This window comes from Photobacterium sp. BZF1, assembly GCF_014349205.1.
Taxonomy (GTDB): Bacteria; Pseudomonadota; Gammaproteobacteria; order Enterobacterales; family Vibrionaceae; genus Photobacterium.
In genome coordinates, this window is the sequence record NZ_JACSOF010000060.1 from 1 (window position 1) to 16,088 (window position 16,088).

Below are 16,088 nucleotides of genomic sequence, written 5' to 3' on the forward strand. Positions count from 1 at the left end.
ATTTATGATGGCGCCAGAAAACAAAGAAAAATAATGTTATTAAGCAACTTGTTTATTTACCCATTAAAAATAAAATCAAAAAAAGCAGCCTAAATGGCTGCTTTTTCTTATTTATTTTCTAATTGCCTTTTACGGGGTTACATTTTAACGACCACTTTGCCCATTGTACGCTGTTCGCGAATCGCTTTAAGCTCATCCCCGACTTGATCAAGTGTGATGGTTTTCAGCTGGGGCACCAGCACCTCACCTTCTTCCAGCAGTGTCGAAAATGCCTCACCGGCCCGAACTAAATCCCGCTGTGCCTTTTCACCATTGCGGTGACCAGAGCCCAGGCTCAGCTGGTGAAAGCTCAACCCTTTCATAAAGGCATCCGGGTAAGCATCCGGGCGTACCGTTGATACCAGTTCGACCATTTGCCCTTCGTAACCGAGGCAGCTCGCAGCAATGATATCGTTGTCGCCGCCGACACAGTCCAGCGCAATAGGCACACCGGCACCGTCAGTGATGGCCATCACTTGCCCGATAATATCTTGGCTGCGGTAATCGATAATATGGGTCGCCCCCAGAGAATGGACATAGTTGTGCTTCGCCTGAGAAGCGGTAGTGATAATCGTGCTGATACCCATAGATTTAGCGAGCTGGATAGCAAAACCACCGACACCGCCAGCCCCGCCCAAAATCAAAATAGCCTCATGATCTTTGGCATGCAGTTTATCGACCAAGGCACGGTACGCTGTCCAACCGGCACACGGGCTTGCAGCAGCTACCTCGGCAGAGACCTCGGGATGGGCAACCAAAGTACGGCAATCTTGCACCGCATACTCGGCAAACGCACCATGCGGGCGGAACATATCGCCATGATAGAGCACCTTGTCACCAACCTGCCACTGGGTAACTTCCTCACCAACAGCAACAATTTCCCCGGAGACATCTAGCCCAGGTACCCAATTGTCGTTCATGCCCGGTGCGGCCGACTGCCAAAGGTGTATTTTCGAATCGACCGGGTTCAAGCCGGCGGCGAAAACTTTCACCACTACATCAAAGCCTGTTGCCTTGGGCTGAGGGAGTTCTGCCATAACAAATTGATCATCGTCGGCATGATAGGTCAGTGCTTTCATCGTTATCCTTTGTCCACTGCTGTTTTCATTGCTAATAGATTTAGCGCAGAGCGCTATTTCATGCAATGTCCCGAAGCAATATCAACAAAATAATCTGCTTTATGGACTGACTTGTACTACCCGACCCAACTAGAAAAAGACAGGACGATAGGCCAATTCATAGATTGGTTCAGCGAGTATGCCAAGCAATATATGGGCTAAGGCTAAGCCCTGACTTTGAATTCAAAGTTATAAAAATCGCTGCGACAGATAGCCGAGCCATATTCCAACACCCGGCCCTTGCTATCCTGGCTTTTAAGGACAATTTTCATCAATGGGGAGCCCGGCGGGATCTCCAGCATTCGTGCCTCTTCGGGGCTAGGGGTATAAATACTCAGCGAATAATCCTGATCATAGGGCTTGATCCCTTGGTCACGCCAATGGGCATACAATGAGCCCTCCAGCAAATCAGGCCGGGGCAAGAAACACTCCGGGATATACATGGTTTCGATAGAGACCGGCATCCCGTCTACCAACCGGACCCGCTTGATCTTCGAAATCATAGCCTCTTCAGCAAGGTCTAATTCACTGGCGATGGACGACGGGGCTTGCACCAACTCTCTGGTCAACCAACGGTTGGATACCTCGCCTTTACGCTGAAGCTGAGATGAAAAGCCTCCGCCGGACAGATTGTAATGGACCGGCAAATTCACCAAGGTCCCTTTTCCGTGCTTTTTCACTACCACGCCCTGCTCATGCAGCAAGGCCAAGGCCTTAACGACAGTCACCCGGGATACCCCAAGCGCCAAAGACATCTTACGCTCGGAAGGTAATGCTGTGCCATGGGTAAGCAATTTATCTGCTATCGCTTTTTCAATGGCCTGTTGAAGCTGCAGGTACAAGGGGGTTGAGACGCTGGCATCCAATGCCTCTTTCATCTGCGCAAGAAGTTGCTGTTCCAAACCATACCGCCTAAATCAAAATGCTGACATAACTAAAATCATTAGGATAGTACCAAAGTGTGAGGTCTAAATCACATTGGCGACTAAAAGGAATTCAACTGGACTTAAAGTGGACTTATCATGCTATGCAAAGTCTATTCATTACCGTGATACTCCGGAGAAAACACCATGAGCCACACAGGTCAACCACCAATGGCATCAACTGAAAACCGCATTTTGGGCTGCCTATACGGTCAGGCAATCGGCGACGCAATGGGCATGCCGTCTGAACTGTGGACCAAGAATAAGGTTGTCGACTACTTTGGCTGGATTGATGACTTCCTACCGGGCCCTGAAGAAAACATCGCCGCCAATGAGTTCAGCGCTGGTGAGTTTACCGATGATACCAGCCAGTGCGTCGCGCTGATGGATGCGGTTATCGAGGCCGACGGCAAGCTCGACCCTATGCTAATTGCCAAGCACATCATGATATGGGCAAAAAGAATCAATGCCTTTGAAAAAAATATCCTTGGCCCGACATCAAAAGCGGCACTTACAGCGATAGATCAAGGCCGCTCTGTTGAAGACATTGAAGCCAACGGTGTAACCAATGGCTCTGCCATGCGTGTTTCCCCGGTCGGTTGCCTGTTGCCAACCCAAGACAAACAAGCGTTTATCGAGGGCATCCGTCTTTCGTGCCTTCCGACCCACAAATCCGATATTGCCATTGCCGGCGCAGCCGTCGTGGGCTGGGCGATCAGCAGGGCAATAGAAGGGGCGCCATGGCACCTAATCAAAGACGAAATCATTAGCCTTGCCAACGATACCCAGCGCCAGTATGAGTCCACTTTCAGTCCACTTCTCGGAAAAAGAATCAAGTACGCCCTGTATGTGGTTGAAAGCCAACATGAACCGAAACAAGCCCTCAATGACCTTTATGAAATGGTTGGCTCGGGAATGGATATCATCGAGTCGATCCCCAGTGCTATCGCCCTTGTCGAGCTAGCAGGTACCCAGCCGATGCGCTGTGCCGAGCTTGCAGCTAACTTAGGCGGTGACACCGACACTATCGGCGCTATGGCGACAGCCATTTGCGGCGCGCTCAATGGTATCGATGCCTTCGCCCCACAGCATATCGCATTGATTAACAGTGCTAACCAGATTGATTTTGCGCCATATGCCAACGCCCTGGCCACTTTCCGCCACGGCCAATAAACCGATTGGAACCATCAAGACTTCACACTAAGGACTGCAGCATGAGTAACAAAGATGTACTAACCGGGCAAGCCCCGAGCAACGCCCCCAGCCAAGATGCCAGTATCGAAGAGCTTGGCATTGCCAAGGTGCCAACCAGTCAGCAGACCAAAAAGCCTGCTGAGCTGTTCTTTGTCTGGTGTGCCGCCAACATCGGTATCCTAGGCGTGGTCTATGGCGCAATTATCGTGTCTTTCGGCCTCTCTTTTTTCCAATCACTGTTGGCGGCTATTGTTGGTGTTGCCTCATTTTCATTGGTCGGCATGTCCAGCATTGCGGGTAAAATTGGCCGTACCACGACTCTGACCCTTTCCCGTTCTAGCTTTGGTAAAAAAGGCAACATTGCACCCACCTCATTTTGCTGGATAAACCTCATGGGCTGGGAAGCGGTCAACATTATTACCGGTACCCTAACCCTGGTTGCCCTGTTTGCTGCCCTAGGTTTTGCCGAAACCACCATGACAACCGTTATTTCTTTGATCCTTTTTGGTGGACTGACAGTGCTGGTAAGCATGCTGGGGCAGAACACGGTATTGATGATGCAAAAGTGGATCACCCGTACTTTCGGGGCAATGACCTTGTTTGTGGTCCTCTACCTGATGGCAACAGCTGATTGGGAAACCATCATGGCCCTACCTTCCGGTAGTTGGATCACCGGTTTCCTGCCAGCTGTTTCTATTATCGCTGCAGGTACCGGGATCAGCTGGGCCATCGCCGGCGCAGACTACAGCCGTGACCAAAGCCCATCATCAAGCCACCGTGGTATTTTCAACTCCGTGGTTGGCGGCGCTGCACTTCCACTCATCATGCTGATGCTGACAGGTATCTTGCTGACCGCCCAAATTCCGGATCTGGCGTCACACGAAAACCCAATTTCAGCCATTGGTCGCCTGCTGCCATCATGGATGGCGGTCCCTTATCTGGCCGCAGCCGTTGCGGGTATTGTTACCATTGCGGTTCTGAGCCTCTACTCTGCAAGCCTCAACCTGCTAAGCATGGGGATCAAACTCAAGCAGCGCACTGCCGTTGCCCTGGATGCAGTTCTGGTGCTAGGTGTCGCCCTGTACGTGCTGTTTGTTTCCGGTGACTTCCTAGGACCGTTTATTTCCTTCCTGATTTTCTGTGGCGTTTTCCTAGCCGCTTGGGCAGCTATCTTCATGACCGACTTCTTAACCAAGCACCGCCACTCAGGCTACAGTGACGAAGAATTGTTCGGTGATACCGGTATCAATAAACCGACTCTGGCATGCTGGGTGGTAGGTTCACTGGCCGGTTTGATGGTATCCAATACCGGTTTCATCGACGGCCCGTTTGCTGTCGGTATTTTTGCCGATTCCAGCCTTGGCTTGTTCATCTCCTTCTTGGTAAGTATGGTGTTGTACCGCATCATCCTCAAGAAGAACGCATAAGGTAGCGCTATGATTGATATTCAAGCACTTTCGCAACAGCGTCCGATCATCGTGGTCGGTGCCGCCTTCGGCGACGTCATGCTTGGCCTTGATTGCCTACCAAGTAGCGGCGGTGATGTTGTCGCCCAAGAGCAAGATAGGCAAATTGGCGGCTGTGCCTTTAATGTCGCCAGGGCATTGGCTCGGCTGGCACTACCGCCAATCAATGCGATCCCGGTTGGCAATGGTTCGTGGGGACAGTTGGTCGAAACCGAAATGGATAAAGAGGGCCTGCCTGTCATGCTGCGCCACCCGACCCATGACAATGGGTGGTGTATCGCTATGGTCGAACCCAACAAGGAAAGGACCTTTATTACCGTCGACGGCTGCGAGCAATTCTGGAGTGAAGAACTGTTAGCCCAGATCCCGATGCCAGATAACGCCATCGTCTATGTCTCTGGGTATGAGCTTGTCAGTCCGCAGAGCGAGCCATTGCGCCAGTGGTTGCTGAGCCTAAGTGACGATAAAACATTGTTTGTCGACTTTGGCCCGCGCTTGGCTGATATTGAGCCAACATTTGTCGAAAAGCTATTGGCCAAGCGTCCGGTACTGACGCTCAACCGTGATGAGTTGGCCCTTTTGCAAGGTGTACAAACCTCAACGGATGACGCTGTCAGCAACGCACAATCTTTTGCCAAGCACCACAACCTTGCCGTGATTTGCCGTTTTGACAAAGATGGGGCGCATGTCTGCGAACCGGAATTAGACCCAGTCTACATACCAGCTTTTCAGGTCGATGTTGCCGATACGATTGCAGCTGGTGACAGCCATTGCGCAGGGGTCATTGCAGCCCTCGCCTCTGGCTTGGCGCTGGGCAGCGCAACCCAACTTGGCAACATGGTCGCCGCCATTGTAGTCAGCAAGCCAGGCTCCGATGGCGCTCCCAACCGGCAGGAGCTCGCTGCTTTCCAAACCAGCCAAAATGCTGATAATCAATAGGTAAGCGAAAAGCGAAATCCCAACAAGCGATTAACCAACAAGGCTTAAGCCAGCAATAATTGCTGGCTTATTTTTTTGTTCATTGGCTAGCCCCTAGCACGCTCGCGGTATGCCTCGGGGGTTTGTCAGGTCCAATTGGCAGGCTAGCAGGTCATCACTCCCTCCACCTCACCCGTTTTTATCAAGTGCTGCTCAAGCTCCTCTAATGAAGAGAATCTACCGCTCGCCACAGCAAAACGAGGATCATCAATATTGTCCGGTACAGCAAACGTCGTCATACCCGCCGCCAAGCCAGCAATCATGCCTGTCACGCTATCTTCAATCACCACACACTGGTTAGCAGCAACATCCAGTTTTTGAGCTGCCGTCAGGTACACGGATGGATGGGGCTTGCCATGTTCTTCATTGTCGGCACTGCACACCACCGAAAAATACTGACTAATATTCAATCTATTAAGTACCGCATCAATTATCGGCATACTTGATGAGGTGGCTAACGCAATTTTCACCCCGGCGCCCTGCAGCGTTTGTAGCAATAATACAACCCCTAGCTTAGGCACTCCATGCTGGCGAATAAGTGCAACAACGGCTTGCATGATACTAAGCTGCAGTTCTTCCGATGGTATATTCAGATTAAAGTGCTGACACCAAATCTTAGCAATGTCATCTAATCGGCGCCCCATAGTCAGGCGAATACAATCGTCAAACGTAGCTGTCATGCCATAGCCTGCCAATACGTCCACCTGCGCCTGTCGCCAATAAGGTTCGGAGTCGATAAGTACTCCATCCATATCAAAGATAACCGCATCTTTTTGCATCATACTTACCTCTTAATCATTGGTAAGTGCATCCTAGAGCGACATTAAACGGCAATAAAGAGAAGAGTTCATACTCGCAGCCTTCCCCCTTTCCAGTTACGCCACAGCGTTACTTTTCTGGCTTTGATGTAGATGTTCCCCGCATGACTGCCGGATGGTCAGTCTAGGTGAGAGAATAATCTGCTTGGCGGGCTCTTCACTGCCATTGATCCTCAATAGCAAGGCTTCCGCAGCGGTCCTACCAAGTTCCTTGGCACAGGCCGAAACAGTAGTCAGCGGGGGAACGGTCTCGGCAGACTCGGGCAAGTCATCAAAGCCGATCACTGCTATGTCTTCTCCGACTCGTAATCCTCTTTCCGCCAATGCCCGCATTGCCCCATAGGCAATGGTATCGGTGTAGCAGACCAGAGCGGTCACATCCGGCCTCTCGTTTAGCAGGTGCAGTGTTTCCAAATACCCTTGCTGCCGACTGTTGTTCTCGCAGCTTCGTACCAGTTGGTAGTCAGGCTCAATCCCCTGCTCCATCAACCGGCCCATATAACCGCTGACCCTGTGTGATGCCGTTTTCGATCCGATAAGGTTACCGACAAAACCAATCTTGCGGTGGCCGAGCCCCAGCAGGTAATCGGTCGCTATCTGCGCCCCCTTGAAGTTATCGATCCCGACAAAGTCATATTCATCGAGATCCGGTGATCGCACCGCAAACACTACAGGGACATTGCGCCGCTTGAGGGCATGGAGGTAGTCGATATCCAGCCGTTTAGCAGGGCATACCACCAATCCCGAGGTGTTCTGGCTCATCAGCGACTCAATAAAGCGCTGCTGCTTATCGGCATCGGACTCACAGTTGGCAAGGAACAGCAGATAGCCGTCGCTGTCGAGTTTATGGCTGATCCCCGCAGTCAGTTGGTTGTAGATCGGGTTGGTAATGTCATGCAGTACCAGCCCGACCAGGTTGCTTTTCTTGCTGCTCAAATTCGCCGCCGACTGGTTGTACACATACCCCAGCTCTTCTATGGCAGAAAAAATTCGCTCCCGGGTGTGCTCTGATATCCGTCCCTTGCCCCGCAGGGTCAGCGACACGGTCGTCGCACTGACACCACAGAGTTTGGCGACATCATGGATGGTGGGTTTAGCCATGGTTAACTCCTGATTTATCGCTAAACCATTTATCCCAGAAAAAACCCCGCATTCTCGTGAACAACCTCACACAATCCCAGATATAGCGCGGGATTGTTGTGGTTTTTGAGTGGTTTAACGGATTTACCAGTTAGGCCATTTTCTTTGTATGGGTTTAAGGTAGGGCTCAGATAACAACGGCGGGATGGGTACCCCCCCTCCCGACCAAACAACATCAAACCTCTACCAAATACAACAATGAAACGGTGCCCTATGAACCTGAAAAATCTGGATTCGGTACAGCGGTTTGCCAAGGCCATGCTCTTTGCCGTGACCTTCATCCTACCGTTTGCCGCCATCATGATATCGCTCGGAACCATCGGCATGAGCCCCATGCTGCTGGGCGGGATCCCCTATGTCGGTGACCTTTTTGCCTTTGTCGGCAAATACCTCAATGTCGGCGGCTGGGTGATCCTTGCCAACCTACCTTTTTTCTTCGCCCTTTGTGTCGCCTCGTCACTGACCGGCAACAAACAAGCCGGGCCGGTGATCATTGCCGGCCTGTTCTTCCTGATGGTACACAAGCTAATTGGTGAGATGAGTGTCTGGTACTTCGGCAGTATCAAAGGCTTTACTGATATCCAGGCACCAATGGACTTGCTATCACCGATTGCCAACCCGGAATACGTTAATATCTTCCAGGATGTGCTGGGGATGCCAACCTTCCGTATCGGTATTGTCGGCGCCATCATTGTCGGTATCCTTTCGGCCCGTATCTGGGAGAAATACAAGACTTTCGACAAACTGCCGATGGCACTGGATTTCTTTAACGGCCAACGTTTTTGCGTGTTCGTCACCTTTATCTACGCCTTTATCATGGCCGCAGTACTAATGGTGGTTTGGCCGATTGTCGGTGATGGTCTCGATGCCTTCAGTATTTGGGCAGCGCAAAATGGTGATTATGCAGCACCTTTCTCCAAAGCCTTCTTAGAGACCGCACTGCGTCCGATTGGCCTACACCACGTGACCAACGCCGTCTGGGAATACACCCCAATCGGTGGCGAGTTCTACTCCGAGCTTAAAGACATGACTATCATCGGCCTACATCAGGTTGGTCCGGCGCGCCTTGATGAAATTGTTCAGCTGTTCAACCTTGGTCGCATTTCGGATGCTCAGGCTATCCTGGCCGACCCGATGATGAACAAGATGATGTTCTATCAAGACTTCCATGGCTTGTTCACCCTACCAGGCGCGGCACTGGGTATGTACCTTGCGATCCCGAAAGAGCGCCGTACCGCCAAAATCAAATCTATCTACCTAAGTACGACCCTAGCCGTGGTTTTCACCGGCTTCTCAGAGCCACTGGAGTTCATGTTTGTATTCGCCTCACCGGTACTGTACGGGGTGAATGTCGCCTTCCAGTCAATCATTTCGATGATGCCGGACTTCTTCAAGCACATGTTCGATGACCCGGCGATGATGACCTGGTACTTCCGTGGCCTGCCGAACCTGCTGACCAACTACCTGGTACAAGTCGGCTTTATCCTGGGCCGCTGGTATGAGCTAGTGATTCTGTTCGGTACTGGGGTGATTTGGTTCCTTATCTACGGAGTGACCTTCAACTTCATCATCCGCAAGATGGACGTCACTATCCTAGGCCGCGAGAAAGAAGACGAAGCCGAAGAAGCCAATGACTCTTTCGTTACCCGCATGGCCAGCCAGAGCAACAAACGTGTCGAAGCCATGGTTCATGTCCTTGGCGGCCTCGATAACATCGACACCATTGATAACTGTATGACCCGCCTGCGCCTGTCGGTCCACGACAAATCGAAGGTCGATATGAGCAAGAAGACCTGGCAGAAGCTCGGCGCACTGGATGTGGTCGATGCCGGTGGCAACAATATCCAAGCCATCTACGGCGCATCGGTGAGTAACATCAAGATCCAGCTCGAAGACTATGTCGACGAAGCCAGAAGCCAAACATCAAACGTAGCGAACCCACTCGCATTCGAATAACCCAATTAACAAACAAATATAAGCCCGCCCTTCCCGCTGGGAAGGGACGGACACCGCTTTACTGAGGAAAAATAAGATGTCTGATAAAAAAATCGCTAACGTTGTAATGCAAACACACTGGGACAATGAATGGTACTTCACAGACCGTGAGGCACAGGTCCAACTGACCTACAACGTGCGTGAAATCCTATCCATGCTGGAACGCGGCGAGATGAAATATTTCCTGTTCGACGGCCAGACTGCAGCTATCCAGGATTACCTCGATGTCTGCCCGGAAGACCGCAGCCGCATCGTCAAGCTGGTTGAGGAAGGCAAATTGTTTATCGGTCCTTGGCATACCCAAGCCGAGACGTTTGCGGTTTCAGGCGAATCGATGATCAACAACCTGATCTACGGGATTGAATATGCCGACCAGCTTGGTGGCTCATCTTACGTGTCATACCTGCCAGACAGCTTTGGCCACCCGACGGATTTCCCTAAAATCTTCAACGGCCTGAATATTGAAAACCTATCGATCCGCCGCGGCATGGGTGACAAGCACAATGTCCCAACCGAATTCTGGTGGGAAAGCAACGACGGCTCCAAGATCATGACCAACGTGCTGATCGACGGCTACCACTGGGCAGTAGACCCTTACTTCGAAGGTGACTTGCTGACACGTAACATCCGCCCTGAGTGCACCACCAACGACATGACCTCACTGGAGCTTGCGGCCCACAAAGCGCCGACCAAGAACTTCCTGCTGCCACTGGGCGAAGACCAGACTCCGGCATTTGCCAACTTCTACGAGCTGCTGGACAAATACAACAAAGAGTCTGCTCTGTACGAGTTTGTCGAAACCACTTACGACGAGTTCTTTGCCAAGGTACGCGAAGAAGCCGGCGACTCACTGCCGACGTATAAGGGCGAGCTACTATGCCCGCAATATTCGCGTATCCACAAGTCCATCAACTCGGTGCGCTACGACGTGAAGCAAATTCATGACAAGGTAGAGCGCCTGATGACCTACACCGTCCAACCGCTAATGGCGATGGCGGACAAAGTTGGCCTGCCATACGAGCGCGGCCTGCTAAAAGAGGTTTGGAACCTGCTTTCCCGCGCCCAGACCCACAGTGTTTGCACCAACACAGACGAAACCAACGAGCGTATCTATGTTCGTCTGAAAGAAGCCTATGATCTGGCGCTGACCGCACAAGCCTTCATCGCCCGTAAGCTGGCGGTATCGTCCAAGTACGGTGATAACAGCACGCCTATGGTGGTGGCAAATACCCTACCGACGAAGCGTACACTCACCGACCGTTTCAAGATTTACACCAAGAATAAACACTTCGCGCTGCTCAATGATGGTCAGGAGCTACCATACTCTATCGTTGGCAAAACCCGTCCATACGGCGGCGTTATCCGCGGCGATGAAAACCTGCATGACGAAGAGAAATACTACTTTGTCACCGAAGTGGAAATGACACTTGAAATGAATGGTTTCTCTTACAAAACCATCGAAGTCGATGACTCAAAGGCAGGTTCTGATGTCACCGTGGCCATCAACGAAACCGCCAATGTGATTGAAAACGATGATTACGAAATCACCCTCAAGGGCGGCGAGCTAAAGATTGCCAACCGCAAGACTGGGGTAACGTACACCGATGCCATTCGCTTTAGCAATGATTCGGATGCCGGTGACAACTACGACCATAGCCCAATGGAGAATGATTGGGAGCTAGATCTAGACCTCAACAACTCACTGGTCACCATCGAGAAAACGCCAGCAACCCAGACCCTTACGGCCAAAGGCAAGTGGTTGGTACCAGCAAATATGGAAGAGCGCGCGGCACGTATCACAAGCAGCGAGCTTGCGTATGAGTTGTCTCTATCACTATGCAATACCTCTGATGTTATTGGCGTTCACATTGAAGTGGATAACAAAGCCCTTAACCACCGCCTGCGCATGGTGGTCGATTCTCAGGTCGCCAGTGAGTTCTCTTACGCCGGTACCCAGTTCTCTGAAATCGCCCGTGAAGTGAACCCGCCAGAGCTTAAAACCTGGAAAGAGGATGGCTGGTTGGAAGAGCCAACAACCACTGAACCGCTATTAAACACAGTGGCGCTGAAAGAAGATGGCAAGTACACCGCAATCTTTACCCAGGGCTGTAAGGAGTACCAGATCGTTGGCGAGAAGTTCAACAAAATAGCCGTCACGCTATTCCGTGCATGTGGCCACTTTGGTCTGCCGGATCTATCACGTCGCCCAGGTCGTGCCTCTGGTACACCGAACAAGATCACTGCAACGCCAGACAGTCAACTGCAGAAGCGCCTGACGTTTGACCTAGGTATCGTGACGGGCTCAGATTACAAGTCAAATCTTGTTCGCCAACAGTACGTTGAGTTTGCGACCGATACGGTGTTCTACCACGAGCAGAACCTATGCCGCGCGGGTGAATACAACATCAGCTTCTTTGCCACTAACCCACTTCGTGAGCAAGTACCTGCTAACTTCAGCCTGCTTGAAGTAGAAGCAACCGATGCGGTGTTCTCTACCCTGACCAAGGCGAAAGATAACAACGGTTACCTGCTGCGCATGTATAACTGTGAAGAGCAAGCAATCGAGGCCGGCCAAATCAACACGGTCCATGGTTACCAGCCTCGCGAGCTGACTAACCTGCTGGAGCAAAGCCAAGGCGAAGTCACGCCAACCCTTCGTCAGGGTGAGCTTCGAACTGTCCGTATTGCCTAACCTCCCCGTAACAGTGGCCGGCCTTTGCCGGCCACTGCCTGAGTATTCGCTATGTTGATTGATGATCCAATTTTTTACCTCGTTGCCGTGCCTGCCATCCTGGTCTACGGTATTGGCAAAGGGGGTCTGGGCGGTGCCGTCGGCGACGTTGTCGTCCCCTTCATGGCACTTGCAATTTCCCCTTCTTTGGCTGCCTCTATCCTGATGCCGATCTTGATCGTGATGGACATCTTTGCCCTTCGCCACCACCGCCGTAATGTCGACTGGCAGCAAATCAAAGCGATGCTGCCGGGTGGGGTTGCCGGAGTGGTCATTGCGGCCCTGTTCCTGAAACAACTGCCGGAGTACGGGCTGCAAATCCTAATCGGGGCGATTTCGGTGGGCTTTGTCATGCTCTATGTCTTCAAACGCAGCGCGACCGAGCACCAATGCGGCCGCTTTGGCGCCAGTGTCTGGTGTGGGCTGGGCGGCTTTACCAGTACCGCTATCCATGCCGGCGGCGGGCCGGTAAGTATTTACTTACTTCCGCAGAAGCTGGATAAACTCAAGCTTATCGGCACTATCGTCTGGTTCTTTGCCATTATCAATTTCCTAAAGCTGGGTGCATATACCTATCTGGGTGGGATGAGCATTGATAACTTGATAACCGCTGCTGTGCTAATGCCGCTGGCACCTATCGGGGTCCGTATCGGTGTCTACCTGCTGCACCGGGTCAGCCAAGATTTGATTTACCGCCTGTGTTACTTGTTCTTGTTTATTTCCGGGTTCAAGCTGCTGCTTGATGGCATCGGCCAGGCGATGGGAGGATAAAGCCTTCAAACACTTGTTGGTCTTCGCCGAGCTGATTTCACTATCCCAGCCCGGCAAATCCCGATATGATTGAGGGATTAAGCCCAAAGGTAATACAATATGACCAATAAGAACTTTGCATTGGCAGCAACCGAGCTGCTCAACCGCCGCGTAGCCGGCACCAAAGCGGCACGCCTTGACGAGCAGCAGCGTCCGGCCAACGTCGATGATGCGCTGAAGATCCATGCAGCAATGATTGACCAGCACAGTGACAAGGTCGGTGGGTGGAAGTGCCTACTACCACTTTCAGACGACAAATTTGTAGTGGCACCTATCTTTGCCGACACGATTCAAACTGGGGATAACTGTGCACTTTTCGCCGACAACAATGTCGTTCGTATCGAGCCGGAGATTGCCTTTATCCTGAACAAGGATCTCCCTGCGAATCCTGAAGGTTACAGCGAAGCACAAATCAATGATGCAATTGGCCCATGTCATATGGCACTGGAGCTGATGCAGGCACGCTTTGCCGACGACAGCGGCGCCGAGTTCTTCGAGAAACTGGCAGACTGCCTGGTCAACCAAGGGATGTTTATTGGCCCGGAAATCGATCGTGAAAAAGCGTTCGCAGCAGCCAAGATAGATATCAGCGTGAGCCAAGGTGAGCAAGTACAAACGTTCGCGGGTGAGCACCCGAACTCACTTGCGCAAAACCCAGTGTACTGGCTGATCAACTACATGACCCGCCGTGGCATGCATTTCGCGGCAGGTGAAGCCATTATCACCGGCTCATACTGCGGTATTGTTGAAGTCGAGTTTGATAAACCAACGACCATCAAATACGACGGCATTGGTGAGTACCAAGTAACTTTCCAAGAGAAAGCCTAAAACGTAAAAGCGGGAGCACTAGGCTCCCGCATACTATGAAGGGTGTTGGCTGATTTGATAGTAGGTATTAACTTACCTGAAGCTCAGCCGCTTGTGACTTTACCAAACGGTATTTCTTCAGGGTTACCGTAATCAAGCAAGTTACAACAGCACCGACGATCATACACATTACAGCGATAACCGGCTTGTTCATCGCACCCAGCAGCGCCACAATCGGGCCACCGTGGGCAACGGTATTGGTAATGCCGAACAGGAACGCCATTACACAAGCCACCATACTACCAATGACATTGGCTGGAATAACAGTCAGTGGGTCACGGACGGCAAACGGGATAGCCCCCTCACCGATACCAACAAAACCCATTGCCCCAGCGGCTTTACCCGCTTCGATTTCGGTCGGGTCAAACAGCCCCATCTTGCGGCCAATAACAGTAGACATCCACATCGCCAACGGCGGAACCGGGAAGGCACAGGCCAAGGCGCCCATAAATTGGGTCTGGCCGCTGGCAATCATACCGACACCGAACAGGAAGGCCACCTTGTTGACCGGGCCACCCATATCAAAACCGGACATGGCACCGAGGATCATCCCCAAGATAATGATGTTGCCGCCGCTCATGTTCACCAGCATTGCATTCATCGAGTCGATCATTCCCGCCACCGGCGCACCGATAAGGGTAATGAAAATCACCGCGATGAAGAATGTACCGGATAATGGCGCAATGATAATGGGAACCAGCGGCTGCATCACTTTCGGGTAATTCAAGCTGGTGACCCAGCGGATGAAATAACCCACCAGCAAGCCGGCAATAATGGCACCGATAAAGCCAGTCCCGACTTCCGAACCGTAGAACGAACCGTTGTTGGCAATCCAGCCGCCAATGAGGCCCGGAGCCAAGGCAGGGCGGTCACCCACGGCATAGGCAATGTAACCGGCCAGAATTGGGATCATCAGGGTAAATGCCACGACACCGACATCCAATACCGGCTGCCAGAAACTGCCTTCGGGGATCTGCATGCCCTGCTCGGTTGGCACACCGCCAATGGCCAGGGACAGGGCAATCAGCAAGCCACCGGTTACCACGAACGGGATCATGTAGGACACGCCGTTCATCAGGTAGGTGTAAAGCGCCGAAGTCGCCTTGGTTTTCTGCGCCGGCGCCTGATCGCTCTCACCACCTGCTTGGGCTTGGTAAGCCGGTGCCTGCAGCGCATTCTCAATCATCTGCTTACCGCGTTTGATCGGCTCTTTGACACCGCTCTTGATCAGTTTTTTACCGGCAAACCGGTTCATGTCTACCTGCTTGTCACAGGCCACGATGATGGCATCGGCACGGGCAATCTCTTCGGCACTCGGGCTGTTCTTGACCCCTATCGAACCATTGGTTTCGACCTTGATTTCATAACCCAGCTCAGCTGCTGCTTTTTCCAATGATTCAGCGGCAAGGTAGGTATGGGCAACCCCGGCAGGGCAACCAGTGACACCAATCAAAAAGCCTTTATTGGCAACTTCAGCGGCTGACTCTTGCGTAACATCCGCCGGTTTCTCTTCAAGCAGTAAAACCAGCGCTTCCTTAGCGGTTTTGGCTGCCAGCAAAGCATCGACAAACCCGTCTTCGATCAGCTTGCTAGATAGCTCGGCCAACACCTCGATATGGTGGTCTGCACCGCCATCAGGGGAGGCAATCATGAAAAACAGCTTGGATGGCAAACCGTCTTCCGAGCCGTAATCGATGCCTTCGCGGCAGATACCAATCGCAACAGCAGGCTCAACTACCGCCTTACTTTTGGCATGGGGGATCGCAATACCGTCTTCAAACCCTGTGCTGCCCTGGGCTTCACGGGCCTGGAGATCAGCAACAAACTGGGCTTTGTCGCTGATTTTTCCCTCACGCAACAGGAACTCGGACAAGGTATCAAACACGTCGTCTTTGCTTGTGACCTTCAAATCGAGGCACATCAAATTCTCATTAATAAGAGATGTAATCATGGCAAACTCTCTTTTGTTGTAATGAGCGGCCCTGCCAGCAGGGCCACTTAACTGTAGG

At 51.9% G+C, this 16,088-nt stretch carries 12 protein-coding genes; 7 read left to right on the forward strand and 5 right to left on the reverse strand.

From position 1 onward, the window contains the following. Window positions 1-137: 137 nt before the first annotated feature. Together BIZ37_RS14670 and BIZ37_RS14675 are read right to left on the reverse strand one after the other, a co-directional pair. The gene (locus BIZ37_RS14670) at window positions 138-1,118 is read right to left on the reverse strand and encodes a zinc-binding dehydrogenase (protein ID WP_187462132.1); all 981 of its coding nucleotides are present in this window, start codon (window positions 1,116-1,118) and stop codon (window positions 138-140) included. 203 nt (window positions 1,119-1,321) lie between these two features. Next, a complete protein-coding gene (locus BIZ37_RS14675; protein ID WP_187462133.1) occupies window positions 1,322-2,059 on the reverse strand; it encodes a GntR family transcriptional regulator in 738 nt (245 codons plus the stop codon). 168 nt (window positions 2,060-2,227) lie between these two features. Between BIZ37_RS14675 and BIZ37_RS14680 the strand changes: the two genes are divergently transcribed. From BIZ37_RS14680 to BIZ37_RS14690, 3 genes are read left to right on the forward strand one after another with little or no spacing between them, the layout of a single operon-like run. Further along, window positions 2,228-3,253 (forward strand): ADP-ribosylglycohydrolase family protein, encoded by a 1,026-nt coding sequence (locus BIZ37_RS14680; protein ID WP_222939690.1) that lies wholly within the window; start codon window positions 2,228-2,230, stop codon window positions 3,251-3,253. A gap of 41 nt (window positions 3,254-3,294) precedes the next feature. Beyond that, window positions 3,295-4,701: a cytosine permease gene (locus BIZ37_RS14685; RefSeq protein ID WP_187462134.1), complete on the forward strand. Its 1,407-nt coding sequence runs from the start codon at window positions 3,295-3,297 to the stop codon at window positions 4,699-4,701. A 9-nt stretch (window positions 4,702-4,710) separates the two neighbouring features. Further along, window positions 4,711-5,679, forward strand: coding sequence for a PfkB family carbohydrate kinase (locus BIZ37_RS14690; RefSeq protein ID WP_187462135.1), 969 nt, complete (start codon window positions 4,711-4,713; stop codon window positions 5,677-5,679). Window positions 5,680-5,822: 143 nt separating this feature from the next. Here BIZ37_RS14690 and hxpB read toward each other — a convergent pair whose 3' ends face one another. Then, window positions 5,823-6,500, reverse strand: coding sequence for a hexitol phosphatase HxpB (gene hxpB / locus BIZ37_RS14695; RefSeq protein ID WP_222939691.1), 678 nt, complete (start codon window positions 6,498-6,500; stop codon window positions 5,823-5,825). Window positions 6,501-6,593: 93 nt separating this feature from the next. Next, complete coding sequence (locus BIZ37_RS14700; protein WP_187462136.1) at window positions 6,594-7,637, reverse strand: LacI family DNA-binding transcriptional regulator; 1,044 nt, start codon at window positions 7,635-7,637, stop codon at window positions 6,594-6,596. A gap of 252 nt (window positions 7,638-7,889) precedes the next feature. Between BIZ37_RS14700 and BIZ37_RS14705 the strand changes: the two genes are divergently transcribed. The 4 genes from BIZ37_RS14705 (at window position 7,890) to BIZ37_RS14720 (ending at window position 14,040) form a co-directional block, all read left to right on the forward strand. After that, on the forward strand, window positions 7,890-9,632 hold the full coding sequence (locus BIZ37_RS14705) for a PTS transporter subunit EIIC (RefSeq protein WP_107298855.1): 1,743 nt from the start codon (window positions 7,890-7,892) through the stop codon (window positions 9,630-9,632). A 76-nt stretch (window positions 9,633-9,708) separates the two neighbouring features. Next, window positions 9,709-12,363, forward strand: a complete 2,655-nt coding sequence (locus BIZ37_RS14710) for a glycosyl hydrolase-related protein (RefSeq protein ID WP_187462137.1) — start codon at window positions 9,709-9,711, stop codon at window positions 12,361-12,363. Between the two features lie 54 nt (window positions 12,364-12,417). Further along, window positions 12,418-13,173, forward strand: coding sequence for a sulfite exporter TauE/SafE family protein (locus BIZ37_RS14715; protein ID WP_187462154.1), 756 nt, complete (start codon window positions 12,418-12,420; stop codon window positions 13,171-13,173). A gap of 99 nt (window positions 13,174-13,272) precedes the next feature. Beyond that, on the forward strand, window positions 13,273-14,040 hold the full coding sequence (locus BIZ37_RS14720) for a hydratase (RefSeq protein WP_187462138.1): 768 nt from the start codon (window positions 13,273-13,275) through the stop codon (window positions 14,038-14,040). Between the two features lie 67 nt (window positions 14,041-14,107). Here BIZ37_RS14720 and BIZ37_RS14725 read toward each other — a convergent pair whose 3' ends face one another. Then, window positions 14,108-16,030 (reverse strand): fructose-specific PTS transporter subunit EIIC, encoded by a 1,923-nt coding sequence (locus BIZ37_RS14725; RefSeq protein ID WP_187462139.1) that lies wholly within the window; start codon window positions 16,028-16,030, stop codon window positions 14,108-14,110. Between the last annotated feature and the right edge of the window lie 58 nt (window positions 16,031-16,088).

Coding starts and splice junctions, on each gene's coding strand:
- BIZ37_RS14670 (WP_187462132.1), bottom strand. CDS start 1,118: ATGAAAGCACTGACCTATCATGCCGACGATGATCAATTTGTTATGGCA.
- BIZ37_RS14680 (WP_222939690.1), top strand. CDS start 2,228: ATGAGCCACACAGGTCAACCACCAATGGCATCAACTGAAAACCGCATT.
- BIZ37_RS14685 (WP_187462134.1), top strand. CDS start 3,295: ATGAGTAACAAAGATGTACTAACCGGGCAAGCCCCGAGCAACGCCCCC.
- BIZ37_RS14690 (WP_187462135.1), top strand. CDS start 4,711: ATGATTGATATTCAAGCACTTTCGCAACAGCGTCCGATCATCGTGGTC.
- hxpB (WP_222939691.1), bottom strand. CDS start 6,500: ATGATGCAAAAAGATGCGGTTATCTTTGATATGGATGGAGTACTTATC.
- BIZ37_RS14700 (WP_187462136.1), bottom strand. CDS start 7,637: ATGGCTAAACCCACCATCCATGATGTCGCCAAACTCTGTGGTGTCAGT.
- BIZ37_RS14705 (WP_107298855.1), top strand. CDS start 7,890: ATGAACCTGAAAAATCTGGATTCGGTACAGCGGTTTGCCAAGGCCATG.
- BIZ37_RS14710 (WP_187462137.1), top strand. CDS start 9,709: ATGTCTGATAAAAAAATCGCTAACGTTGTAATGCAAACACACTGGGAC.
- BIZ37_RS14720 (WP_187462138.1), top strand. CDS start 13,273: ATGACCAATAAGAACTTTGCATTGGCAGCAACCGAGCTGCTCAACCGC.
- BIZ37_RS14725 (WP_187462139.1), bottom strand. CDS start 16,030: ATGATTACATCTCTTATTAATGAGAATTTGATGTGCCTCGATTTGAAG.